This is a genomic window from Amycolatopsis heterodermiae (assembly GCF_034929455.1).
Classification (GTDB): domain Bacteria; phylum Actinomycetota; class Actinomycetes; order Mycobacteriales; family Pseudonocardiaceae; genus Amycolatopsis; species Amycolatopsis heterodermiae.
Genome location: NZ_JAYFSI010000020.1, coordinates 100,272 through 125,348, shown reverse-complemented (window position 1 = coordinate 125,348; position 25,077 = coordinate 100,272). Strand labels below are relative to the sequence as shown.

At 68.5% G+C, this 25,077-nt stretch carries 17 protein-coding genes and 1 pseudogene; 5 read left to right on the top strand and 13 right to left on the bottom strand.

Annotated features, from left to right (window positions below):
* Positions 1 to 49: 49 nt before the first annotated feature.
* Complete coding sequence (locus VA596_RS47425; RefSeq protein ID WP_323337058.1) at positions 50 to 499, top strand: hypothetical protein; 450 nt, start codon at positions 50 to 52, stop codon at positions 497 to 499.
* 246 nt (positions 500 to 745) lie between these two features.
* On the opposite strand, the gene VA596_RS47420 is transcribed toward VA596_RS47425, so the two are convergent.
* From VA596_RS47420 to VA596_RS47370, 11 genes and pseudogenes are all read right to left on the bottom strand, one after another.
* Entirely contained in the window at positions 746 to 973 is a 228-nt protein-coding gene (locus VA596_RS47420; RefSeq protein ID WP_323337057.1) for a hypothetical protein, read from the bottom strand.
* Between the two features lie 275 nt (positions 974 to 1,248).
* Positions 1,249 to 2,238 (bottom strand): bifunctional DNA primase/polymerase, encoded by a 990-nt coding sequence (locus VA596_RS47415; protein ID WP_323337055.1) that lies wholly within the window; start codon positions 2,236 to 2,238, stop codon positions 1,249 to 1,251.
* Between the two features lie 249 nt (positions 2,239 to 2,487).
* Positions 2,488 to 4,497 carry a hypothetical protein gene (locus tag VA596_RS47410; protein ID WP_323337053.1) on the bottom strand — a complete coding sequence of 670 codons (2,010 nt, stop codon included), beginning with the start codon at positions 4,495 to 4,497 and terminating at the stop codon, positions 2,488 to 2,490.
* Between the two features lie 423 nt (positions 4,498 to 4,920).
* On the bottom strand, positions 4,921 to 5,052 hold the full coding sequence (locus VA596_RS47405) for a magnesium chelatase subunit ChlI family protein (protein WP_323337051.1): 132 nt from the start codon (positions 5,050 to 5,052) through the stop codon (positions 4,921 to 4,923).
* Entirely contained in the window at positions 5,036 to 6,361 is a 1,326-nt protein-coding gene (locus VA596_RS47400) for an ATP-binding protein (RefSeq protein ID WP_323337049.1), read from the bottom strand. Before VA596_RS47400 ends, VA596_RS47405 begins: the two co-directional genes overlap by 17 nt.
* 93 nt (positions 6,362 to 6,454) lie before the next feature.
* Complete coding sequence (locus tag VA596_RS47395; protein WP_323337047.1) at positions 6,455 to 6,604, bottom strand: hypothetical protein; 150 nt, start codon at positions 6,602 to 6,604, stop codon at positions 6,455 to 6,457.
* 657 nt (positions 6,605 to 7,261) lie between these two features.
* Positions 7,262 to 7,618: pseudogene (locus tag VA596_RS50785) on the bottom strand (GP88 family protein); the annotation flags it as partial.
* 391 nt (positions 7,619 to 8,009) lie between these two features.
* Positions 8,010 to 8,567 carry a hypothetical protein gene (locus tag VA596_RS47385; protein ID WP_323337043.1) on the bottom strand — a complete coding sequence of 186 codons (558 nt, stop codon included), beginning with the start codon at positions 8,565 to 8,567 and terminating at the stop codon, positions 8,010 to 8,012.
* A 537-nt stretch (positions 8,568 to 9,104) separates the two neighbouring features.
* On the bottom strand, positions 9,105 to 9,572 hold the full coding sequence (locus VA596_RS47380) for a hypothetical protein (RefSeq protein ID WP_323337041.1): 468 nt from the start codon (positions 9,570 to 9,572) through the stop codon (positions 9,105 to 9,107).
* On the bottom strand, positions 9,569 to 10,654 hold the full coding sequence (gene mycP, locus VA596_RS47375; RefSeq protein ID WP_323337039.1) for a type VII secretion-associated serine protease mycosin: 1,086 nt from the start codon (positions 10,652 to 10,654) through the stop codon (positions 9,569 to 9,571). The genes VA596_RS47380 and mycP overlap by 4 nt, the downstream gene beginning before the upstream one ends.
* A 602-nt stretch (positions 10,655 to 11,256) precedes the next feature.
* Positions 11,257 to 11,496 (bottom strand): hypothetical protein, encoded by a 240-nt coding sequence (locus VA596_RS47370; protein WP_323337037.1) that lies wholly within the window; start codon positions 11,494 to 11,496, stop codon positions 11,257 to 11,259.
* 187 nt (positions 11,497 to 11,683) lie between these two features.
* On the opposite strand from VA596_RS47370, the gene VA596_RS47365 reads away from it, so the two are divergent.
* The 3 genes from VA596_RS47365 to VA596_RS47355 are packed head-to-tail and all read left to right on the top strand — an operon-like array spanning position 11,684 to position 21,658.
* Complete coding sequence (locus VA596_RS47365) at positions 11,684 to 20,470, top strand: LamG-like jellyroll fold domain-containing protein (RefSeq protein ID WP_323337035.1); 8,787 nt, start codon at positions 11,684 to 11,686, stop codon at positions 20,468 to 20,470.
* Positions 20,471 to 20,528: 58 nt separating this feature from the next.
* Complete coding sequence (locus tag VA596_RS47360) at positions 20,529 to 21,212, top strand: hypothetical protein (protein WP_323337033.1); 684 nt, start codon at positions 20,529 to 20,531, stop codon at positions 21,210 to 21,212.
* A 14-nt stretch (positions 21,213 to 21,226) separates the two neighbouring features.
* Positions 21,227 to 21,658, top strand: a complete 432-nt coding sequence (locus tag VA596_RS47355; protein ID WP_323337031.1) for a hypothetical protein — start codon at positions 21,227 to 21,229, stop codon at positions 21,656 to 21,658.
* 666 nt (positions 21,659 to 22,324) lie between these two features.
* Here the strand turns inward: VA596_RS47355 and VA596_RS47350 are convergent.
* Positions 22,325 to 23,074, bottom strand: coding sequence for an SDR family NAD(P)-dependent oxidoreductase (locus VA596_RS47350; protein WP_323337030.1), 750 nt, complete (start codon positions 23,072 to 23,074; stop codon positions 22,325 to 22,327).
* A gap of 125 nt (positions 23,075 to 23,199) precedes the next feature.
* Here VA596_RS47350 and VA596_RS47345 point away from each other — a divergent pair, with 125 nt between their 5' ends.
* On the top strand, positions 23,200 to 24,102 hold the full coding sequence (locus VA596_RS47345; protein WP_323337029.1) for a LysR family transcriptional regulator: 903 nt from the start codon (positions 23,200 to 23,202) through the stop codon (positions 24,100 to 24,102).
* 12 nt (positions 24,103 to 24,114) lie between these two features.
* On the opposite strand, the gene VA596_RS47340 is transcribed toward VA596_RS47345, so the two are convergent.
* Positions 24,115 to 25,065, bottom strand: a complete 951-nt coding sequence (locus tag VA596_RS47340) for a LysR family transcriptional regulator (protein WP_323337027.1) — start codon at positions 25,063 to 25,065, stop codon at positions 24,115 to 24,117.
* Positions 25,066 to 25,077 lie beyond the last annotated feature (12 nt).

The following is a 25,077-nucleotide window of genomic DNA, read 5'->3' as shown; positions in this document are numbered from 1 at the left end:
TCAAACGGCCGGTGCGTCGACGGCCGGGAGGTGCACCTACGCGCGTGCTGTGGTCTCTTTTGACGGCGGCGAATACCGAAAGGTAGCTTCCGGGATCCCCGAACCGGCTGTGGCGGATGACCTCTTCGTAGAACCAGTTCGACGCGATGACGGCGACATCGCCGTCGGAGGCCGACAAGGCGTCCTTGACCGCACGGGAATCGAGGAGCCGGAACGTGTGGATGATCGCCGCACCGGTGAAGCCGTGCGCATCGCGGGTGATCTCGCCCGCGTGCAGTGCCACGCGCAGGCGGATCTGCTCTTCAGCGGTGTGAGCACTGTGCCCGCTGGCGGACGCGGCTGTGGCAGCGGTGATCAGGGCTCGTGTTCGCCGCAGCGGATCATCGATCCGGCCCGCCAGGGCCGAGGCGTCTTGCAGGCGTCCGGTGCCGGCGGCCGCTTCGGCGAGCTCGGCGCAGGCGTCGAACCGGTGCCGTTCCTCGGGGATCCGGCCGGCTAGCCTCCGCGCTGTCCGGAAATGCGCGTCCACCTCGCGGTGGGTGGGGTCGCGGCGGGTGAGGGTCGCGATCAGCCGGCAGAGGGCGGTGACCCGCCGACGCTCGTCGGGAATGGTGTGGATGGAGTTCTCGGCCGCCGTCAGCGCGCCCAGGGCGTACCGGTCGGCGCCGGCCGCGTCCATGGATTCCGCCAGGTGCAAATACGCCAGAACCTGGTAGTACGGGAAGGTGAATAGACTCGGCGATCGTCAGCGCCTGGGCGTGGTGGCACAGCGCCGGGCGACGTCGGTGAGAGCGTTCGCTCCGGTGTGGTCGTCCCCGATGCCGCGAGCGACCGCCTCGGCGTCGGCGAACGGCGGATCGGTCGCGTCGGGCCGCGCGCGGTCGTCGATGACGAACTGGTCGGTGCCGTCCCAGCGGAACGTCAGGTGGTCGGAGGTGGCTTCTATGGTGATGGCGACCCATTCGGCGACCACTCGCCGAAACCCGGGTTGTCACCGTGTAGAACCGTTGGCCTCTCTCGGTTTCGGCGATCAGCTGCGGTTCACCGAGTTGAGCGGGCAAGGGCAGGCTGGTTATCCCCGCTGACGAGCTGTTCGTCGGCGCGGACGGCGTTGTGGCCGTGCTGAAGCACGTCCTCGGACATGGCGATCACCTCGCGTGTCTCCGATGGACAGTGGTGTTGAGGGCACATCGGGTGCCCGTCTCGTCTGTGGCGTCAGACGTTTGCGAGATCGGCGCGCAACCGTTCCTACGCGCGTGCGCGGCCGGGCCGCGGCGCGGGCCGGTCGGTGAGGACGCGCGGGTGTTCCCGTCCCGCGGCGATGCCGTCGCAGATGGTTCTGCTCAGCTCGGCGCGGTCGAAGTCGGCGACACCGAGGTGCTGACGGGCGGCGTCGGTCAGGTGCTGGGTGATCGCGGTGGCACTGATCCAGCCGTTGCCGAGCAGCTCGCCGAGAGCGGCTGCGGCGGCGAACACCGTGATGTGGCGGTGGCCTTCGGTGGCAGTCGCGACGTTGCGGCACTCGGCGTCGAGGGCCGCCTGGACGTACGCGGTGACGCGGCGGCTGGTCGCCGGAAGTGGCGCCAGCGGGGCCGCCTCCGGCCATGGTGCAGGCAGCGGGGTGAGCGCGGTGACCAGCCAGCCAGGCAGGATCGCGACCGGCAGGTCCCCGGTGACGGTGTAGGGCACCGGCACGCCGTGGACGGTGGCCAGCGAGCCGGGCGCGGTGACAAGCGCGCCCGGACCGCGGGTGTCGACGTGCCAGCCGAGCCCACGGCCACGCGCACCGACGGTGCTGCGCAGCCGCGACTCGGGTGGCCGGTGAAAGTACCGGTGCTCGCCACCGCGCGGGGTCGTGACGGTGAAGGTGTCGACCGGGTCGGGTTCGCCGGCCAGCTGAGCCAGCAGCCGCAGGACGTCCCGGCCGTGGGTGACGCCGTGACGGGCCCACTGTTCGGGAACCCGTCCGTGGGCGGCGTCGAGGTCGAGCACCAGCAGGCCAGCGGGCCCGCAGCTGATGCCGACATTGCATCTCGGGTGACGGGTCCACCAGCGGCGGATGCGGTCGGGATCGCAGGTAGCCCGCTGTTGCCAGCGCTCGATGGCGGGCTTCTTCCCGCGGGGGACGAGCGGGAACACCGGCCACCCGCGCTCGGCGGCCTCCAGCGCGGCGCGGAGGAGTTCGCCGGCGAAGGGCCGAGGACGGGCGATTGCGCCGGAGGTGACGATCCTGGTCATGGCATCAGCTCGGCAGTTGCCAGGGCAGGACCAGGGGTGACGTGGCGGTGGCGGGCGATGTCAGGGCTGGTGCGGTGGATGTGCTGGAAGTTCGGCGGAAGGTGCGGGTGCATCGGCGAAACTCCGTTCTGCGCCGCGGCCGCGTCGTGCGCGGCGCGGGCGTCGAGGAGAACAGCGACGGCAGGAGCGGGCCCGGCACGAGGTGTGCGGGCCCGCCCCTGTCCGGCGACATCGGGTGGTGTCGGCCGGCTAGCTCGCGGATCCGGCCAGCTCCGCGGCGGCCGCGTCCGGATCGGCCGGAGCGCCGGTGCCGTCGGAGAGTTCCATCGCGACGTTGTCTTCCGGACCGCCCGCGCTCTCGTGCTGGCGGTCGTGGGGCGCGTCGTCGATCCCGGCGCTGAGGTGCGACCCGTCGTCGCCCGGCGCAGCCGGGCCGGAGCCGTCGATGGTACCGGCATCGAGCACGTCGCCGTGCTGCTCCGCGTCGTCATCGTCGGCCGCGTCGCTGGTGGTGGTCTCGTCGAGCGCCGCGGCGATGACGTCCCGCTCGCTCTGCGGGTTGATGATCAGCCGCTCGACGTCGGAGGCGGGATAGCCGGCGCCGACGAGCGCGGTCATGTACTCCTGCGCTGCCTGCTGCGCGTATCGCCACGCGTTGCGCGAGAGCGCGTCCTCCATCGCGCAGAAGGTGAGGAACATGTCGTACACGGTCGCCTTAGCTGGCGTGGGTGCTGTGGCGACCTTCTCGGACAGGTCGTTCACGTTGCTGCCGACGGGCAGGCCGAGCAGCTGGCGGGCGAGGGCGTGGTTCTGGTTGAACGCGCGGCGCAGCTCGTAGCCGCCGTGGGCCTTCTGCCGGGCGAGGAACAGCTGCGCGCCCTTGGGCGCGGTCTTGCGCAGCACGAACTCGGCCAGCCACTTACACCGCGGCTTTTCGGAGGCGTCGATCAGCTCGTTGTTCTTGCGCACCCACCGGCGGATGATCCGCGCCTCGGTGCGGGCGCGTTCGTCGGCGGCCAGCGCGGCCCGCGCGGCCGCGAGGTCGCTCTCCTCGTCCGCAGCGTCCGGACTACCGCCGTCACCGGTGTGGGGCGTGCTGGCGGTGCGCGGGGTGAGGTCGACACGGCCGGCCGGGGCGTGGCTGAGCGCGTGGCCGTGGGCGCGGAAGTCGGCGCAGCCGTAGACGGCCACCGGGACGCGGTCGCCGTTGTCGTCGTGGTGGTCGTCCTCGATCCAGGCGCCGTGGCCGGGGCAGGACGCGTGATCCTGCGCGGTCAGCGCGGTGTGAGGCGCGTCCTCGGGACTGGGGCGCAGCCGGTCGAGGGAACGGGCCTCACCGGAGTCGGGGGTGAGGCTCCCGCCGAAGATCGTCACCTTGGCGGCGGTCAGCTCCCGGGTGAGCTTCGTGACCAAGGTCGCGAGCCGCTGCTTCATGGCGTGTTCGGCACGCCTGGCGTGGGCGAACACCTGGAAGTTGTTCGGCTCGGTGCGCGCGATGCGGACCAGTTCCTTGGCGGCCTCGCGGTCGCCGGCGGCGTCGAACTCGGCGACGACCGCGGCCTGGACCAGGTCGAGGTCGAAGCGTTCGGCGGCCTTGAGCGCCAGCTCGCTCTCCCCGGCCTGCAGTACCTGCGTGACGTAGGTGGTGCCGTTCTTGCCGCGGGCGAGCTTGCGGGCAATGCCCGCGGGGGTGAGGTTGAACGCGGCCAGCTGCTGGATGGCCCGGGCGGTGTCGCCGAGGGTCAGCGGCTTGCGGAGGTCGTTCTCCTCGAGCTGGCGGACGATCCGCTCGATCGTGGCTTTGCGCTCGTTGGCCGGCGGTGGGGTCTTCATCCAGACCGGCAGCTCGACGCCGGCTGCGCGGGCGTTGTTGAACCGGCGCTGCCCTTCGGTGATCATGACGATGCCGGTCTCGTAGTTGCGGTAGCCGTTGGTCGCGGTGTTGACGCCGTTGTGCTGGAAGTTCGTCGTGGTCGCCGGGTCGGCCTCGGCGTTCTCGGTGCGGACGTTCTCGGCGAGAAGCGCCTCATCCGGGTTGATGTGGATGACGGTGTTGATCTCGGCGTCCCACTGCGTGTGCAACGCGGCCAGTTCTTCCTCCGACAGCCCGGCGAGCGGGTTGTCGCCGGGTGCCGCTTCCTGGGCGTCGGCGGGTTCGGTGACGGCGTTGTCGAGGTCGGACGGTGCGAGTTCGACCTCGGGTGTGGCGGGGTCGGCGTCGTCGGCGCGCTGGGTGGGCAGATCCATCGTGGCGGTCACGCAGGCTCCTTGATTCGGGCCGGTCGGTCACCGGGAACCCCGGTAACCGACCTCGAACCCCGCACACCGCGTCGTCCCCGAGCTGCTGTGCTGTGGAGAAAGGGCGGTGTGCGGGTGTCCCGGTCGGGACGCACTCGCCCGAGCGGGGCCGCTCGCGTCGGCGGCAAGCCCGCCCCTGTCCTGCCCGTCCGCAGCCAAGACCGCGAACGGGCGGGCTTGCACCGACGCCAGGCTCCGCTAGAGTGCGTCGGCCCGACCAGAACACCCGCGCCCGCTTTTCCCAGCGCAGCAGCACTTCCGCACATCTTGGCCTGGTCCGTGCCGTGGCTTAGGCCAGTGCGCTTTCCTCTCTTTCCCTTCTTTCAGCTCAATGTGGAGCCGGATTCCGCAGCAGGCTCAGAAATCCGCAGCGGTGGGAGAGCGTCAGCAGATGTCGGCGATGTCCGGGTGCGCGTGGCCGTCCAGGTCGGCGCGTGTCCAGGCCAGCCGCCGGCACCGCGCCGCCGTGCGGGAAGTGATCCGGCCCTGTCGGATCGCGTCATCCAGCTCCTTCACCGCGTTGGCGGGAAGGCCGGTGACAGCTTTCGTGTAGTCGATGTCGGCGCCGGGTTCCCGGCGCGGCACCCCAGCGGTAGCGCGCGCGTTCCCGGGCGCGGGCGACGCTGTCGCGCAGCGACTCCAGCGAAGGCAGCGACGGCTCGGGCTCGGCGACGATCACGTCCCGCACGAACAGGTCGACACGGTCAAGCAACCACAGCGGGATCCGGGCGAGGTAGCGCGCACGCAGCGTCGGGGTGCAGCGGCAGTCCTCAGGCCGGACGCTGCCGCACAGGCAGTCCCCGGGCGGTGAACACCATGCGTGCCCCGGCCGGGCGCGACTCGCCACCTCCCGCGGCGGTGATGCCGATCGAGCCGTTCTCCAGCGCCGGACGCAGCACCTCGAGGGCGCGGCCGGAAACCCGGGAAAGTCCTCGACGGTCACGACACCGCGGTGGGCCAGCGTCAGCAACCCCGGGCGACTCAGGGATCCGGCTATCGCGGCGATCGTGTCGTCGGGGCGCAGGGAAACGCCGGGTGGCCGGGTGGGCGCTGTGTTGTCGGGCCACGGTTCGCTGGCCAGGAAGTGCCACGTGCCGACCTCGAGCGCCTCGGTGTCGGTGAGGTCGGCCATCAACGCCCGGATCAACCGCGGCAGCAGGAGGACCGGGGTGCCGGGAGTCGCGACGTGCAAGATGGGGTGACCGCCGGCGGCAGCGAGCGCGGCAGCCCGGACCGCCGTGGGCGCCAGCCGGGCCCCAAGCTTCGGGAGCCCACAACGTGGCAGACGAACCTCCGCCCGATTCGGGCCGCAGAGCCGGAGGGGTCCGCCGCGCAGCCAGCTGACCAGGTCATCCAGGCAGGCGACAGGGATGGTGGTGAGGCCGGGGATGTCGCCGACCTCGTGGGCGTTGGCGGCAGGAACGACCAGGTGGGTCAGCCTGGCTTCAGCGGCCGCGATCGCGCGCGTCCGCACGTCGGGGACCGGGCGGACCGTGCCGTCGAGACCGAGTTCCCCGATCAGCGCGGTCGTGGTCAGTCGACGAGCCGGCACGGCTCCGATGACTAGCAGCGCCGCGGCCGCGGCGGCGAGATCGACATCGGTGCGCGGGTGCGCGGTCGAGGAGGTCAGGTGCACGACGCCCTCGGGCCACGACAGGCCGCTGTTGCGGATGGCCGCGCGGACTCGGTCGCGGGTCTCGCGCGAGACCTTGGAGTTCAGGCCGTGCTCGTGCAGTGTGGCGTCGCCGACGCCGAGGTCGGCGCGGATGTCGATGATCCTGGCCTGGTCCTCGTTGAGGGTGACCACATGGGTACGAGCTTCCATGACATCGTCCTTCCAGGGAGGAGAAAGGAACTCCGGCGCCAGGAAGGGCTCCGGAGTCGGGCGTGCTCGTCGCCTGCGCGATGGCGCCGAAGGTCAGCGGCTGGTCTCAGGCTCGGCGGGTGCGGTGTGGTCGGCGGCGGCGCGTTCGCCGACGAGCGCGGCCAGGGCGAGAGCGTTCTCGACGGTGGCGTCGATGCTGAACCGCACCCGACGCTGGCGGCCGCGCCAGATCGGCTGCAGCACCTGCGCGGTCGCGAACAGCGGCTGACCGTAGGCCCGACCGACACGGTGTTCGCCCCGGCCGCCGGGGCGGTGCCGAACTCCGCACCGATCGCGGCCAGGACGTTGGAGAGGTCGGCGGCGTCGCTGGCGCGACGGTGCGCCAGGTCCCGGGCGGCATCGATCAGCTCGACCACGTTCGGGATCAGCCGCCGGGCCAGGTCTTTGGCGACCGCGGTGGCGGGCCGGGCACGCGCCACGGTCACCGACGGCCGGACCATTCCCGCGGGCTGATGGGGACTGAGCTCGGAGTCCAGCCAGGCTTCCAGCACCAGACGGCTTCGTGCTGCGCGGTAGGAGATGGTCACGCTGATCCATCCGCCGTCAGGGCCGATGAGCGCGGCGTGCTCACCGACTCGGCGGGGTGTGACGGCGCGCCACGGCGCGCCGAGCGCATCGGCGATCTCGCGCAGGTACGGCATTACCTCGTGCGACATCTCTTGGGGTTCCTTCCGATCGCAGGGTGTGCAGAGCCCGGGTCGCCGGTACCGCGGTCGCGGCGGGCCGGCGTCCCGGGTGGCACGTCGTGGAGCCGGTGACAGCGCGGGACGGGGCCACGGCGGCCCCGCAACTTGGCCCGCGTCGATGGGCAGCAAGTGGCCGCTGCGGCCCCGGGCGGCGCTACCGTGGGTCTCCTGGCGTGCCCGGCCAGTTCTCGCCGGCTGCTGCGGTTGACCGAGTGCGGCGAGCGGCGCGGGCGGCGTCGACACCTGCTTGCCAGCGGCTCCATCGGCGTCCGGCTTGGCGGGTCTTGAAGTGCGCGATGTTGTTCGCTGGGATCCCGACCGGTGCCGGCCCCAGGACGGCGAGCAGCTCGGATTCTTCTTGGGAGTGCCAGCCGGCGGCGGTGATCGACTGCTCGTCCGGGAAGACGTCGGCGACCCGGTCTACGGCGGGGTCCAATGTGGAGTCTTGAGTGCTGCCGTAGGAGTAGACCCACCAGAAGTTCCGGGGCGGGTTCGGTTCGACCAGGTTCCGGCAGGCCACGTTCGCGCGCCGGTCATCCGCGTCCCGCGTCGAATCGATGCTGCCGTCCGCGTAGTTGAACAGGCAGTCCGGCGCGCCGAGCCCTTCGAGCGAGTCCGGGAAGGTCAGCAGATGCACCGCTCCGCTGCGCACGTAACGGCGCTCGGGAGCATCGTGGTAGCTCTCCCAGGGCAACTGACGTTCCGGCGTGTCCAGTTCGACGCCCTGACCGACAGACGTGCCGTAAACCATTCCTCGACGAACTTGCCCGACATCCTTACCTTGACCACTAGTTCCTTCTCCTGTCGCTGCCGTTTGTGGACTCGTCTACAGCGATCCTGAACGCGTTGCGGTCGACAGTAAGGAGCCTTTCGAGTGATTTCTCGTGGCTACGAGGTAGGAATCAACCATCTATGTGATTCCGAAGCTGCGCGACGATCAGGTCGCGCGCTTGCCGTGCTTTCACCTGCTCCGCCTCGATGATCTTGATCATGTGCCCTGAATCTCGATTCGTTCCGTGCGATACGCTGCGCCAGGCTTCCCAGAGTACTTCCCATAGGTTGATGTACTCGAGTATGGTTTCCTGCACCTTCTCAAATATTTCTTCCGGAAGGACAATTTCTAGAGCTGCGGCTTTTTCGGCAAGATCCTGGTATCCGAGTCCGATTGCGTGCTCGGCTTTGAAGATGTCACCGGCGCTTTCGCCGTCTCGGTACTGGATGATTGTCGTCTTCATGCTCGTCAGTAGAGACTGCTGATTTCGTGTAGCGGTAACAAAGTCTACGTACAAATTAAATCGTCGTTCTCGTTTTTCCCTCTGGACATCGCGTTCCCAGCGAAGATCCTCTCGGTGCTGCTCGCGTTCCCACCTTCGATCTTCGCGGCGCGCCGCAAGCCACTGACCACCCCATGCGCCAGCCAGGGCCGCTATCGCGCCGATCGCGCTGATCCAAATGTTCACGCCGACTAGAGTATCGGGGCGGTGGCAGGTAGGGGGTCGAAATCACCCGGGACGCACGCGATGGCACCTATGGCTGGGTCCGCGGTGACCTGTGGGAGGTCGAACAGCACACCGGCCCCGGTGGTGCCGGAACGCCGCAGATGCCACGGTGCCCGTGACGGCATCAACGCCGTGACGGCTACTGGGACTCGCGTGTGCGGGCCGGCCCGGCCAGTGTGTGAGCCTGGCTGGGCCGACGTCTTGGCATTCGGCAGGCCGGAGGATGTCGATCTTCTGGTCAGGGCCATGATCGTGGTCGCCACGCGACAACCTGGTAGATCCAGTCGTGGGGAGAGCCCTCTGTCAGGAGTGAGGGCGCGCGGCGCAACCTGGGAGCGCTGCAGACCGCGGGCGAGTGTAGGTGGTGGTGTGGCTCGTAGTTGACGGCAGGCGAGATCATCTCGCGGGTTGGTGGCGGCTCTTGTCGGAGTGATCGCGTGCAGCGGTCTCGTAGCTTGTCTGTCTGTGAACAGGTTGATGCGGGCTCGGAAGGGGTCGTCAGGGACCGTTCGCAATGGTGCGGATGAGCTGAGCGACGTCGGGGCCTGTTCGTACGTGTCGAACGTTCGTCAGGGTGATAGTACTGTCATCGGACGCGAAGACCTGTTCTGGATGAGACTTGGCGGCTGCGGTGACGGCGTCGTGCATGTCCGTTCCGGTCGTGATGATGAGACGGCAATGGAGTGCGAGTACGCCGTTGAGGAATGGGGCAATCGTCTCCGGATTTCGTTCCGGGGCAATGAGGTGCTGTGCGTTCACTGGCTCGTGGTCGGCCTCCAGTTGGACTGCACGCCATATCTCCTCTGTGTCGCCCGCGGTGGTGTTCGCGAGGCAGACGCGGGTGTTGCGCGAGATGTTGGCGTAGGCGACCGGTTGCGGAGCCGGCTCGTCTGGCCACAGCAGGACGGTGGCTGCGGCGCCGACCGCAACCAGTACGCCGAGGGCGGCCCAGTGCTGTCGCTTCACGGCTTTCCCTTTCTGGTGAACACTTTCCGCCGAAGAAACCAGCCGCCGATCACGGCAACGAAGACCACGATGATGACGATGGCCGGCCACTGCCATTCGGGGGAGCTCGCGACAGGAGCTATGGCCGGAATGCCGGAGGCAGTGGTGAGCGAAGACGTCAGTGCTTTCAGCGGGTTCACGATGCCGAAACCGTAGCGGTCGTCGTGGGTGGCGTCGCTGTGACGGTCGGCCGTATCAGTCAGCTGTCGGATCACTTGACCAGCAGAGAGATCAGGCCATTTCGACCAGACCAACGCGGCGGCCGCTGCCACGAAGGGAGCGGCATAGCTGGTCCCGTCCCCGCGGAGATAGCCGCCGTGGTTGTTCGCGGTCAAGATGTCGGTAGCCGGTGCGGCCAGTGTCACTTGTGGACCCGATTGGCTCTCTGGCCAGAACTCGTTTCCGGGATCGACTCCGGTGACGGCGACCACGCCCGGAAAGTAGGCTGGATAGGACGGGGGGTTGCCGCTTTGGCCGTTGTTTCCGGTTGCCGCGACGATGAGGACGCCACGGTCGAGGGCGTGCCCGACCGCGGAACGCAGGTTCGGGTCCGGTACCGCGGTCGACTCGGAAATGGTGATGATTCGGGCGCCGTTGTCGACGGCGTAAATGATTCCTTCAGCGAGTGAAACCGGTTGTGTTTCGCTGTCGATCGTGACTCGCACAGGCAAGATTCTGGCTTCCGGGGCCAGACCGATCATGCCGGTCCCTGAGTCGTTCTTCCCCGATCCCGCAATGATCGCGGCGATCGAGGTTCCGTGCGAGTCTCGGGACCGGTCTGACCGGCCGGTGTCGCCGGCGACCCCGACGAAGCCGGTGCCCGCAAGGACTTGGCCTGCCAGGTCCGGATGGTCAGCCTGGCAGCCGCTGTCGAGGACCGCGATCGTGATCCCGTGGCCCCGCGTCGTCGTCCACGCTTGTTCGGCGCGGAGGTGCTGGGAGTCCAGCGGCCATTCGGCCTCGCGTTCACCAGTCGCCGAGGCCGGTGTCACGAGACCAAGCATCATCCCGGCAATTAGGACAAAGAATAGCTTTTTTCGCACCACTGAAGACCCTCCCGCTTCGTGCAGTGCGAAGCATATCCCGCTGCTGCGCCTGATGGACTAGTCCAAAACGGATCTTTTCGGACAAGCTGCTTCGGCATGTTGACTTGTGATCACGCGTCCTTGATTGTTGCCTTGCTGCGCCTCCGGAGGGGGAGTGCGCTCGATGCTGGGGACGTGGTGGACGTGGCTCGTTGGCGTGCGCGATTTTCCGGATCCGCGCGAAGATCTGTCAGTTTGTTTCTCGCGATCGCGCTGACCGTTGGGCTGGTCGAGTCTTCAGCTATCGCGTCGGCGAGTGTGTCAACTCCGCAACAGGTTTCGGGTACGGCGGCCGGCAAGTCCCATCGAGCCCCTTCTGCGCTGTCCGAGAAACAGAGGGGGAGCCAGCCTGGCGCTGTACCTGGAGCCCCGGAGGCCGGTCCGAAGCTGCCTGCTGTGACTCCGCAGCTGTCGAACTCCGAACGGGTCATACCCACGGCGGGCAGCGCGGATGCGCGTACGTCGGTCCGGAAGCCTAAACCGCAGTCGGAGGTCGTCGCTGACCGAACCCCCACCACGAAGGTCTTCGCCAATGACGACGGCAGTTTCACCGCTCGCGTCTACAGCACTCCGGTGCAATACCGGACGGCAACGGGGGCCTGGAACGACATCGACGCCACCATGGTCCGTGGCAGCGACGGTGCCTGGCACGAGAAAGCGAACTCGTCGGGTGTGACGTTCGCCGCGTCGGGCAACGCACCGGAGCTGGTCTCCGTGCCGCTGGCTGGCGGGTCTTCGATCGGATTCTCGTTGCAGGACGCGGCACCGGTGGCGGGTGTGCCAGCCGGCAGTGCGATCACCTACCCGTCGGTCCGGCCGCATGCGGACCTCAAGTACCAAGCAACCGCAGTCGGCGCCAAGGAAACCCTCGTTCTGCGTGACGCGTCTGCGCCGACCAGGTGGAGTTTTCCCCTGCGCTTGAACGGTGTCACCGCGAAGCTCGGTGCCGATGGCCGCAGTGTCGAGTTCTCGGACGCGGGGGGCCGAGTGGTCGACACCATCACCAACGGGTTCATGGAGGACGCGAAGGTCGATCCGCACTCGGGCGACGGCGCGATGTCGACCGGCGTCACCTACGCCGTCGACGTCGTCGGCGGGCAGCAGGTGCTGCGGGTGAGCTTGGACCAGGTGTGGCTGCGGGACCCGGCTCGCGTCTTCCCGGTCGCGGTGGATCCCTCGGTGTCCAATCTGAACACGGCGTCCTCGACGTACGTGATGAGCCCGTACAAGAACAACTACAGCAGTGACGCCGAGCTGAAGGTCGGGACGTTCAACGGTGGCAACAACGTCGCCAACTCCTACCTGAACTTCAACGTCGGTGGCTCCCTGGCGAACAACTACGTCGAGGCCGTCACCCTGGACCTGGACGAGATCTGGTCCTACTCCTGTTCACCCCGACCGATCTACGTCGCGCCGATCACCAGTGGCTGGTCGGTGTCGTCGATCAACCAGTACCCCGGCCTGTCCTACGGGGGCGTGATCGGGAGCAACAGCTTCGCGGGCGGCACCAGTTGCGGTGGCCCGGTGTGGCAGTCGATCGACCTCGGCGACAACCCGTCGGCCGCCGGTACCCAACTCGTCGAGAGCTGGGCCCACGGTGGCGGGAATCTTGGCCTCGCCCTGTACGCCAGCGGCAGCGACACCTATGCCTGGAAGCGGTTCGACAGCGTCAACTCCCCGTATCCGCCGTACCTGTCGATCACCTACAGCCCCTATGGTGCGGACTACCGGGTGTCCAACAGCTACGTCCAGCCGACCGGGACGGCCGCGGGCTCTCAGCAGGTCACCGTGACCAACCGGGGAACCGGGACCTGGACGTCGCCGGGTAGCACCCTGTCCTACCAGCTGTACACCACCAGTTGGCAGCGCGTCTCCGTGACCGCGCCCAAGACCTCGCTGCCGCAGTCGGTCGGGCCCAACGGATCGGTCACCGTCAACGCCGCCATCGGCGCGGTGACACCGGGCCAGTACTACCTGTGCTGGGACATGCAGAACGGAACCACCTCGTTCAACACGGGTTACGGGGTGCCGACCTCCACCTGCAGCTTGATCAATTCGGCCAACACGCCGCCGCAGATCGACTCGACCAACCCGCCATCCAACGTCACAGTCGGCTCGCTGACGCCCCAGCTGACGGCAACTGGCCACGACCCGGACAACTACCCGGCGAGCGGGCTCGACTACGACTTCGTCGTCTACGCCCCGCCCGCCACCGGGAGCACGACTCCGACGGCGCTGGCCGACTCCGGCTGGGTGCAGACGCCCAACTGGAGCGTTCCGGCGAACAAGCTGGCGTGGAACCAGTCCTACTCCTGGACCGTTGCCGTCCGTGACCACCTCGGGCAGAGCGCACCGTCGGTGCCCGCGTACTTCTCGACAGCCGTACCGCAACCGCTGATCACGTCCCACCTCGGAACCGCGGCGACCGCCGGCAACGGCCACGGCTTCGACGCCGGTGTCGGCGACTACACCAGCACCGCGACCGACGCCAGCGTCACCGTCGCCGGACCCGCCCTGACGATCACCCGGTCGTACAACTCGCTCGACCCGAGAACCACCAACCTGTTCGGCAGCGGCTGGTCCACCGCGTACGACATGGCCGCCACACAGGACAACGACGGCTCCGGCAACGTGGTGGTGACTTATCCCGACGGCCGGACCCTGCGCTTCGGCCTCAACGTCGACGGCACCACTTTCGCGCCGCCGCAAGGCACCTACGCCACGTTCAGCCCCGCCTCCGGGGGCGGCTACACCCTGACCGACCGCGGTGGTACCACCTACACCTTCGGCCGTCAGGTCGGCGCGAGCTGGAAGCTCACGACCATCGCCGACGCCGACGGCCGGGCCGAAACCCTGGCCTACGGCACCGGTGGCGCGCTCACCGCGATCACCGCCGCCGGCAGCCGCGCCCTGCACCTGACCTGGAGCGGCGCGCACGTCAGCCAGGTCAGCACCGACCCGGTCACCGCCGGCGGCGCGCAACTGACGTGGACCTACAGCTACGCCGGGGACACACTCACCAAGGTCTGCCCACCGACCTCGGCGACCCAGTGCACGACCTACGGCTACACCAGCGGCAGTGGTGCCGGTTCGCACTACCGGTCCATGGTCCTCGACGCCCAGCCCTATGCCTACTGGCGGCTGAACCAGGCGTCGACGGCGACCACCGCGGTCGATGAGGTCGGGCCGAACCTCGGCACCCTTAACGGCACCGCCACGGCGACGTCCTCGAGCTCTTCCCCACCGCACCCGGGGTCACCGGACAAGTCGACGGCCTTCGGCGGCAACGCGTCGGTCCGGCTACCCGACAACCTGGTCACGTCCGCGACGTTCCTGTCGGTCCAGCTCTGGTTCCAGACGCCCGCCAACGGTGGCGCCGGAGTGCTGCTGTCGACCGGGCACAGCCCGATCGGCAGCGCCAACCCGAGTTCCGGGTCGATGCCGGTGCTGTACGTGGGCACCGATGGCAAGCTGTACGGCCAGTTCTGGACCGGTGCCGTGGCCCCGACCATCTCGGCGGGAAAGGTCAACGACGGCGCCTGGCACCAGGTCACTTTGACCGGCCAAGGCACCACGCAGTCGCTGTACCTCGACGGCGCGCTCGTCGGCACCAAGACCGGGCAGCTGGGCAACTACGATCCCGAAGACTTCGTCGGTGCTGGCTACGTGAACACCAACGCGTGGATCAACGGCCCGCCCGCCGGCTGGAGCTACTTCACCGGGAACATCTCCGAGGCCGCGTTCTACACCCACGCCCTCGGCGCCCCGGCCATCGCCCAGCAGTACTCCGCCGGAATCGCCGCCGCCGCGGAACTGACCTCGATCACCAGTCCCAACGGGAAGGCGACAGCTCAGGTCGAGTACGACAACGTCGTCGACCGCGCCACCCGGGTCACCGACGCCAACGGTGGCAGCTGGGCCATCGGAACGCCCTCGTCCTCCGGCTCCAGCGCCCAGTACCGCGGTGCGGTCCTGAGCGCGCTACCGCGCAACCACTGGTCACTGGGGGAATCTTCCGGTACCCAGGCAGCGAACCTGATGACTACCGGCAACGCCCACGGCGACGGCTACGACCCGATCGGGTCGGAGGGCAACGCCTTTTACCACAACGTCACCCTCGGGCAACCCGGCATGATCGCCGGGGCCACCGACACCGCCGCAGGCTTCGCCGGCACCGGCTCCTGGGTCGCGCTGCCACCTGCCGTCGACGGCGACTTCGGCCTGTGGTTCAAGACTTCAACCCCGGGCGGGGTCCTGCTCAGCTGCCAATCCCAGGCACCTGGCACCGCAGGAACGCCGGCCGACGCCCACCCGATGCTCTACGTGGGAACCGACGGCAAGCTGTACGGCCAGAAGTGGGACGGCTACTACTCGCCGATCGCCTCGACCGCGCCGGTCGCCGACGGCAAGTGGCATTTCGCCGCGCTGATCTTCGACGACACGACCGAGCCCCGGGTCCAAACGCTCTACGTCGACGGCGTGCCGGTCGGCACCCGGAGCAAGGACTACGGCGGCTGCGACGGGGACGACACCACGTACGCCGGCGCCGGCTACCTCGGCGGCGCCTGGCCCGCCGCGCCCGCGGCCAACCCGCAGGGCTACTTCACCGGCTCGATCGCCAACATCACGAACTTCGGCTTCTGGGCCTCACCGACTGCCGCGACGATCAAGGCGATGTACGACGCGTCGCACGCGGCCGCCGCCAGCACGACGCCGTTCACGACGGTCGCCGTCACCGACCCCGGCTCGGCGATCCTCAAGTCGGTCTACGACCCCGCCGGCGGCGGCCGCCTCATCGCGTCGACGGACGGCCTCGGGAACACGACGTCCTACAGCTATGACGTCAACGGCTTCCCCTACCGGACCACCGACCCGGACGGCGCGTACGTCCAGACCACGCACGACACCCGTGGCAACGTGCTCTCCCGCACGACTGGCGACACCAGTACCCGGCTCACCGCCACCGCGTACTACACCTACCCGCCGACGGGCACCTATTCGAGCACCGACCCGCGCGACGACCTGCCGACCGCGTTCCGCAACGGCAACTCGGCCGACCAGAACGACAACACCTACCTGACCGGCTACACCTATTCGGCCCGCGGTGACCCACTCACGGTCACGGATCCACTCGGCGGGCAGACGGTGAGCAGCTACACCGCCGGCACCGAACCGGCGACCGGTGGCGGCACGCAACCGGCCGGGCTCCTCGCCACCAAAACCGACCCGCTGCACCACGTCACCAGCTACAGCTACGACAGCGCGGGCGACCTGACCGAGGTCCTGCTGCCCAGCGGAGCGCGGACGACCTACGCCTACGACAACCTCGGGCGCCGCACCGGGCAGACCGACTTCTCCGACACGTTCCCGGCCGGCACCGGCACCTCCTACGCCTACGACGGCAACAGCCGGCTGCTCAGCCGGGCCGATCCGGCGGCCACCGACGCCGTCACCGGCAAGGTCCACACCCGGCGGACGACGCTGACCTACGACCCCGACGGCAACGTGCTCACGTCGACGGTGTCGGATACGACCGGCGGCGACGCGGCACGGGCCACGGTGGACTCCTACAACAGCCACAACCAGCTCGACAGCCGCACCGATCCGCTCAACCGCCACAGCACCTACGCCTACGACGCCTACGGCAACGTCAGCACCACCACTGACCCGGGCGGCAACACCTACGCCTACAGCTACAACGCCAACAGGCAGCGCCTGACCACGACCCTGAAGAGCTGGACCGGCGACCCGAACGCTCCTTCGGCCGCCGCCGATCTCGTCCTGGACTCCCGCGCCTACGACCCGGCCGGGCTGCTGGCCGTCGACACGGACGCCATGGGGCGTCAGCACGCCTACACCTACACGGCGACCGGCGCGGTGGCCACGGACACCCTCAGCGGCCCGGGGGATCCGGCTACCTTCTTCCGGTTCTACGACTACGACCACGCCGGCGCTCTCAACGAGATCGACCAGGGTCCGAAGGACAACGTCCTGCAGACCTACTACTTCCACGACGAAGCGGGTCGCCTGAACGAGCTCTTCCGCCTCACCGACAGCTGCAGCTGTGACGGTTCGACCACCGTCGACTACACCCGCGACGCCGCCGGGAACATCACCAAGAAGTCCGAAGTGGACGGGACCGCCACTTACAACACCGACTACACCTACGACGCCCTCGGCGACCAAACGTCCCAGACCGTCCACAACGGAACCGCCGACCTGGTCACGTCGTGGACGTACGACCAGCGCGGCGTCCTGACCTCAACGACGGACCCACGCGGAACGGGCTACACCACCGACTACACCCACGACGCCCTCGGCAGGCCGACCACGACGACCGAGCCCGCCACCAGCGTGGAAACCGGTGGCGGCGCGCCGGTCCAGGCCCGGCCAATTAGCCAGACCGGCTACGACACCTTCGACGAACCGACCTCGACATCCGATCCCGACGGAAACATCACCACCGACACCTACGACGCCGACGGCGAGCTCCTGGCCGTCTCCTCGCCGGCATACACCCCGCCGGGGACCACGACCAGCATCACCCCGACGTCCAGCCGTACCTACGACCCCCTCGGTGACGTCCTCACCAGCACCGACCCGCTCAACCACGTCACCACCAACACCTACGACCAGCTCGGCCGCCTCGCCAGGACGACCCTGCCCGCGGCCGGCGGTACCACCCCGGCCTGGCGCTACGGCTACGACCTCGACGGTGACGTCCTTTCGGCCACCGATCCGACCGGGGCACGCCACGAAGCCACCTACGACGCCGCCGGTGAACAGCTGACCTCAACCGACATCGTCCGTCAGCCCGCCGCGGCCGCCTACACCACCCGGTTCACCTACGGCCTCGAGGGACGCTTCCTCGGCCTGCCCACGATCGTCACGCAACCGGGCGGGCAGCAGACGACCTACGAGTACAACCGCCTCGGCGAAACCACCTCCGAGACCGACCCACTCCAGCACAAGACCACCTACGACTACGACGACCTCGGCCGGGCGACCCGCACCACCCTGCCCGACGGCACGGCGACCACCGAAACGTACGACCCCGCAGGCCGGCACACCGGAGCGGCACAGCTCGACGCCTCCGGCCACACCCTGGCCACCACCAGCGCGACATACGACGCCGCAGACAACCTGGCGACCAGCACCGACGCGACCGGCGCGACGACCATCTACAGCCACGACGCCGCGAACCACCTGACTCAGCGCGTCGACCCCGTTTCGGCCGGGGCGACAATCACCACCGGCAACGGCTACGACGCTGCCGGGCACCTGACCCGTTCCACCGATGGCGCGGGCCACGTCACCACCTTCACCTACAACAGCCTGGGGCTACTTGAATCGAAGATCGCGCCGCACGTCGCCGGATACACCACCGCCGCCGACAGCACAGCCACGCTGTCCTACGACGGCGCCGGCCGGCCGACGGCGGTCTCGCTACCCGGCGGAGTCGGCACATCCGTCACCTACGACGCGCTGGGCCGCGTCACCGCGGAGACCGGCACCGGAGCACAAGCCCCGACGCCCAACCGCAGGTTCGGCTACGACGCTGCCGACCGTCTCACCTCCGTTGGCGCTCCCGGCGGCGACGAGGCGTTCACCTACGACGACCGCGGCGACCTGCTGACGGCCGCGGGTCCCGCCGGCACCAGCAGCTTCGGCTACAACAGCAACGGACAGCTGGCCACCCGTACCGACCGCGCAGGTACCGCGGCCTTCACTTACGACGCCGCCGGGCAGCTGGCCACGGCCACCGACCCTCTGACCGGCACCACCGCCACCTACGGCTACAACACGATCGGGCAAGTCACCTCGATCGGGTACGGCACCTCGGCCGCCACCCAGACCAACACCTACAACGATCAGCACCAGCTGACCGGCCAATCCCTGACCGCACCCGGCGGCGCCGGCGAGGCGTCGATCACCTACGGTCACGACCCCGACGGCCGGATCACCAGCCTCACCACCACCGGCACCGCAGGCGCTGGCGCGAACAGCTACGGGTATGACCAATCCGGGCGGCTGACCTCAGTCACCAGAGGCGCCACCACGACGACCTACGGCTACGACGGTGCGGGCAACCGGACCCAAGCCGGGTCGGCAACGGCGACGTACAACGAACGCAACCAGCTGGTCAGCAACGGTTCCGCGACCTACACCTACACCGCTCGCGGAACCCTGACGTCGAAGACCTCCGGTGGGACGACGACCGGTTACACCTACGACGCGTTCGGCCAGCTCGGCACCGACGGCACGAACAACTACAGCTACGACTCCCTCGGCCGCATGCTGACCAGTGGCGCCAATGCCTTCAGCTACGACGGCACCACCAGCGTTCTCACCGGCGACGGCGCCGACACCTATGGTCGCGGTCCCGACGGCGATCTGCTGTCGGTCAGCCGGGGCGGGCATTCGGCGCTGGCGTTCACCAACGCTCACGGCGATCTCACCGCGACCTTCACCGCCGGCGGCGCCTCGCTCGACGGTTCCACGGCGTTCGATCCCTACGGGCAACCGGCCGCAGTCTCGGGGAACAGCTACGACCTTGGCTACCAAGGTGGCTGGACCAGTCCCACGACCGGCTTCGTCGCCACGGCATCGCGCTGGTACAACCCGGCGTCAGGCGGGTTCACCAGCCAAGACACCATGCTGACCATCGGCGGGCCGGCGGCCACCGGCAACGGCTACGCCTACGGCGACGACGACCCACTCGACAACCTCGATCCCACCGGCAACAGCTCCTGCGGCGGCAAATCACGCGGTACCACCAGCTCGAGCCGAGGTGGTACCCGTAACAAGTCTCGAGGCCCGCAACAGCGCGGAGGTGCATCGGCCAGCTACCTCGGCTACGACTATGGCCACGCAGCCCTCGCTGCGGGCGGCTACCTGTCCTGGTCAAACATTTTCGGGGAAGCGCCAGCACAAAAGCCGATTAAGAGTGGCTTCTCGGGTCCCTATATCACCGAAGAGGGCGACATCTTCGAGAACGGTCGCCGCGTAGGTAGCGGTGGACGCTACTTCTACGACGAACTGTTCGAGGAGTTCTTCGAGGGTGGCCTCTTCCCGGCGTCCGCCGGGGAATGCGATCTGCCCGAGGAGCCGCATAAGCCGACTGCCGAAGACGGCATCAACCAGAGGCCGGTCAACGAACGGCCTAGCGGGCAGAACACTTCGCCGAGCCAGCCGGGTACGAAGAACGCTGACAGCGGCCCGGCGGTCGAGCCGGCGAACACGGCAACTGAAGCCGAGGTCAATCCCGCGGCTGACGATCAGTCACCGTTCGAAGGCGCCACCCAGCCGGGCGGGGCGTCCTCGGAGCCGGCGGCGGACGGGAGCCGGATTAGTGGGCTGAGCGACGACGACAGGGCGAGCATCCAGAACCTGAGGGACGCTGTCGACCGCGCGAGGGACGGAACGATCGACGACATCGAGCGAACCTTGACCAGGCCCGAGTTCGATCGGATGGAGCGAGCGTTCGACGAGAAGCAATTTTGGCGTGTGAAGCAGTTCTTCGGCAAGTACATGGAAAAGGCCGTTGCGAGGGACCCGTCGGTCAGAAATGATAAGAACATCACCAGACGCGGTCGCCCGTTCCAGGTGGAACCGGACTTCCAAGCGGGGAAGTTCAACATCGACATCACCACGGACACCGAATATTCGGAACGAATACACCTTAACCGTGACTACATCGACTCGAAGGAGAATCTGCTGACCTACCGGAGGCTGACCATCCCGGAGATGATCGAACTCTTCGGCGAAGCATGACGGCCTGCCGGGTATGCTTTGACCGTTCGCAACCGGCCCGACCTTGTGAGTGCGCGACATGACCCACGTAACCTACGAAGACCGGGAGTTTCACCACCTCAGGCTTGATGAGCCGCCGTGGACGCTCGCCGGTATCTCGGTGCGGGGCGGAGAACTCCAGGACTGTGCGATCGTGCAGGTCGACGACCCGGCGTACCCGATCCGCGTGATCGACTCGGCGATCACCGGAACGCAACTGGTCAACAGCGCGGCGATCGGCGTGCGGTTCGAAGACATCACGGTCACCGACTGCCCCACCCCGGCAGACCCTGTCTACCTGGACGGGTGCCTGTTCCGGCATGTCGTCCTGCGCGGGCGGCTGGGCTCGTGGATCTTCGACGAAATGCCGAAGTCTGTTCCCGATGACCGCCGGGAGGCATTTGCCGAAGCCGAGCGGCAGTTCTACGCGGAAGGCGAGTACGCGCTGGACATCAGCGAGGCGGTGTTCGAATCCGCGTCGATGTTCTCCTTGCCGGGAGAACTCGTCCGGCGCGATCCGGAGACGCAGTTCCTGGTCCGGAAGGAAGGGTTGGCCGGGGCGGATCTCTCGATGCTGCCGCGGTCCGCACGGCGCTGGCTGAAACGCGCGGCCCGCAGCCCGTTCGACTCCACCGTTCTCGTCGTCGGCCGTGACGAAGCGGACTTCAAGGAAAGCCTGGCGCTTCACCTGCAACTGGTCGACCTGGGCATCGCGGAAGCCTGAAGATAAGGATCACCGTGCTGTACACCTACTTCGCGGCGCAAGGAGACCGAGATGCGGCAAAGGCCGCCGCTCGCGTTGACGACGAACTCGACGGTTTGATGGTCAAGGGAGCCGATCCGACGGACGAACTCACACGGCTGGAAGCGGTTCTCACGGGGCGATCCCTCGACGAGATCCGATCCGACCCTCGGCACGGCTCAGTGGTCGCAGAGTCCGACGAAGGCGACTGCGTCGTTCTGTCCTTGACCGACCCGCTGACGAGAGTTCTCGCTTCGGCTGAGCCGGACGTACTCCGACGGGCGGTGTCGAATGCTTCCAGTGCGGGAGGTTCCCTCAGCATCGTCGCCGATCGTCTGGCGCTGACGGAGTTCACGGCAGAGCTGGCAGTGCTGGCTCGTCGCGGCCTCTTGGATGGCCACAAACTGTACTGTCGAATCGCTCCCTGATATCTCCCGCGGTCGGCCGTGTCGCGGCTCAGTCGGCAGACAGTCGTGCCAGCCTGTTCGCGCGGTCTGCCCATATCACATGCCCGGTGGTGGATGGGATTTATGCTCGCGGCCATGCCATCAGTGCGGACCAGAGAACATCGACGACTGAAGTCGATCTACGAAGGCTGTGGCTCGTGCCGCGCAGCCGCAACCGCGAGCACAGCGGTTTCCCTTGCGAGCGAACCCGTTGCCGGCCAGCACCGGAGCACCGAAGGGCCGGCGCAAGCGCAAAGCACGAACCGCGAGGAGCCCGACAGAGTTCGACCCGGTACGGCCGAGACGGACCCGGCCTCGCGTCTCCGTGGTCGTGTGCCCGCCGTTGGGAAAATCCGGCCCGGTGCCGACCCGGTCAACCGCTCACCTGCATGACCGGACGTGAGTGCGTCGGCTAGAAGTCGTGAGCGCAGATGTCGGACAGGTAAGTCTTCCGCACGAGCCCCTTCGCCGGTAAGACCTCGAGGGCCGGTCCCACCTCGCCGCTGGCCCGCCAATGCTGCCCGCGATCTCGCCGGGCGCGGGCCCGGTACGCCCGGCGATCCCGCGGCAGACGTTTCTTCACCGGCATCAGGCCAGTGCTTCCAGCACCGTGTCTCCTGGGCACCCGGATCGATGGTGCCTACGGCGTCAGACCTGAGCCATCCCGCCGTCGACGCAGAGCTCGGCGCCGGTCATGAAACTGCTGTCGTCCGAGGCCAGGAACAGGGCCGCGCCGGCGAGCTCCTCCGGGCGTCCGAGCCGGCCCATGGGGACGCGCGTGGCCATCTGCGCGCGCAGCGCTGCCGGGTTCTGTCCGAAGTACGCGGCCTGCCCGTCGATGATGGAGGTGTCGAACGGGCCCGGGGTCAGCACGTTGACTCGCAGGCCCCGGCCGCCGAACTCGGCCGCCCACACGCGCGCGTAGGAACGCACGGCCGCTTTCGTCGCGCTGTAGGTCGTCGATCCGGGGAGTCCCTTGAACCCCTGGATCGAGCCCACCAGGATGATCGAACCGCCGGCCGGCATGAGCGGCAGCATTGTCTGGACGGTGAACATCGTGCCGCGCGCGTTGACGTCGAACGTCCGGTCGAAATGGTCCTCGGTCACCTCGCCGAAGTCCGCCCGCTCGATGATGCCCGCATTGGCGACTAGCACGTCGAGGCGCCCGCTTTCCCTTCTGATGGTTTCGAGCAGGCCGTCGAGGTCGGCAGACGACGTGGAGTCCGCGGCGACCGCCGTGACCCGTCCCTTGATGAGAGCCGTTGCCTCGTCGAGAACTTCTTTGCGTCGTCCGGTGATGTAGACGTGCGCGCCTTCGGCGGCGAACCTCGTGGCGATCGCCAGCCCGAGGCCTGCTCCGCCACCCGTGACCACAACGACCTTGTCGGCGAGGCGCATTTTTCTCCCTTTCCAGCACGAACTGCGGCTTACCGTCCAGAATGTACGCACGGACCGGACATAGGCGCAAAGAGATTTCTACTATGATCCGTATAGAACACTTCTATGCCAGGAGGTGGCTCCGGATGAACCTGCGGCAGTACGAGTACGCGCTGACGGTGGCCGAGGAGGGCAGCATCACGGCGGCGGCGGAGAGACTGGGGGTGACTCAGCCGTCGCTGTCCCAGCAGATCGGCACCTTGGAGAAGCAGGTCGGGGTGCGCCTGTTCACCCGGACTCCGCAGGGCATGACGCCGACTGTGGCGGGACGGGCCTTCCTGGTGGAAGCGGAGATTGCCGCCGCCGCCTCCCGGCGTGCGCTCACCGCGGCCCGCGCCGCCGACGGTGACCTGACGGGCGAGCTGATCATCGCCGTCCACATGGGGCTCGGGGCCCGCCAGCTCCCGCGCGCGCTCGGCGAGCTGCGCCGCCGCCACCCGCATCTGCAGGTCACCATCCACGAGGAACCCGATCCCGCGGACATGGAGCGACTCGCGCGCCAGGGCACGCTCGACATGCTCCTGGTGCACGAGGTACCGCCGGGATGCACCTTTGATACCCGTCCGCTGGGCGAGGAGTCCTACGTTGCCGTGCTTCCGCAAGGTCACCCGCTTCTTCGCCGGCGCAAGCCGCTGGTGCTCGAAGATCTCGCGGCCGAGGGGTGGGTGCGCTTCCGTCGCACCAGCAAGCTCGACGAGTACCTGGCGCGCCTGCTCGCCGACCGCGGTCTTGCTCCGCGGACGGTCGGCCGGGCTTCGCAGATCTCCACTGCGGTGCGGCTGGCTGCGGAAGGTCTCGGTGTCACCATCGCGCCGTCCTCCGCGGTCCCCGACGACTTCGAACGGCTGGCCCGCCCGCTGTGCCCCGCGCTCTCGGAGCCGGTGGTCGCAGGGGTGCGCCGCGCGCCGGGCCGGGCGGAGACCGCATTGCTGGACCAGCTGAAGCAACAGGACTGGTCAGGCGCCGGTGGCCCGGCGCCGTCGCGGTGAGCGTGGCTGCGGCTACTGCTTGATCGACCGGGCTTCGCGGCGGGCGAGGACGTCGTCGAGGCGGGAGCCGACTTCGGCGCAGTTGGCGCGGACGACGTCCAGAAACGCCGCGAGCACCGGTGAGTCGTCGGCCGCGCGGAAGGACAGCTGCAGGTCCGGGAGGCGGACGTGCGGGGCGATGTCGCAGAACCAGATGTCCTTGCGGGTGACGAGCCGCATCCGGGCGGGGCCGAGGCCGACGCCGACGCCGCACGCCGCCAGGCCGATGATCGTGTGGACGTCCCGGGAGATCGTGGCGGCGTCCAGCGCGGCCGCATCGGCGCCGAACAGGTCGCGCAGGCGCGCGGCCACAGCGGGTTCCTGCGCGGGCGCCGACATGATCAGCTGCTCGGCCGTGAGCTGCCGGAGCCGGATCTCCGCGTAGCCGCTGAAAGGGTGGGCGGTGCCGACCACGGCGACCAGGTGGTCGGCACCGATCGGGACGGTCACCAGGCCGTCCACCCCCGCGCCGCGCGGGGCGCCGCGGCCGACCGCCACGTCGAGCTCGCCCGCGGCGAGTGCCGCGGTCCCGTCGAGGCTGTTCATTTCGCGCAGATCGAGCCGGACGTCCGGCCGGGCCACGCGGAACCGGCCCAGCACGCCAGGCAGCGGATCGAGCAGGGCCGAGCCGATGAAACCCATGCGCAGCTGCCCCGTCTCGCCGCGGGCCGCCCGGCCGGCTTCGATCGCGGCGGCCGTCATCTCGCTCAGCGCGAGCCGGGCCCGGGCCAGGAAAGCGGTGCCGGCCGCGGTCGGGAACACCCCGCGGGGCGTGCGGTCGAACAGCCGCTCGCCGACTTCGCGTTCGATGGCGGCGATCTGCGTGGACAGTGGCGGCTGGGCGATGCCGAGGGACGCGGCCGCGCGGCCGAAGTGCTGGTGCTCGGCCAGCGCCAGTGCGTAGCGGAGATGACGGGACTCCATACGTACAGAATA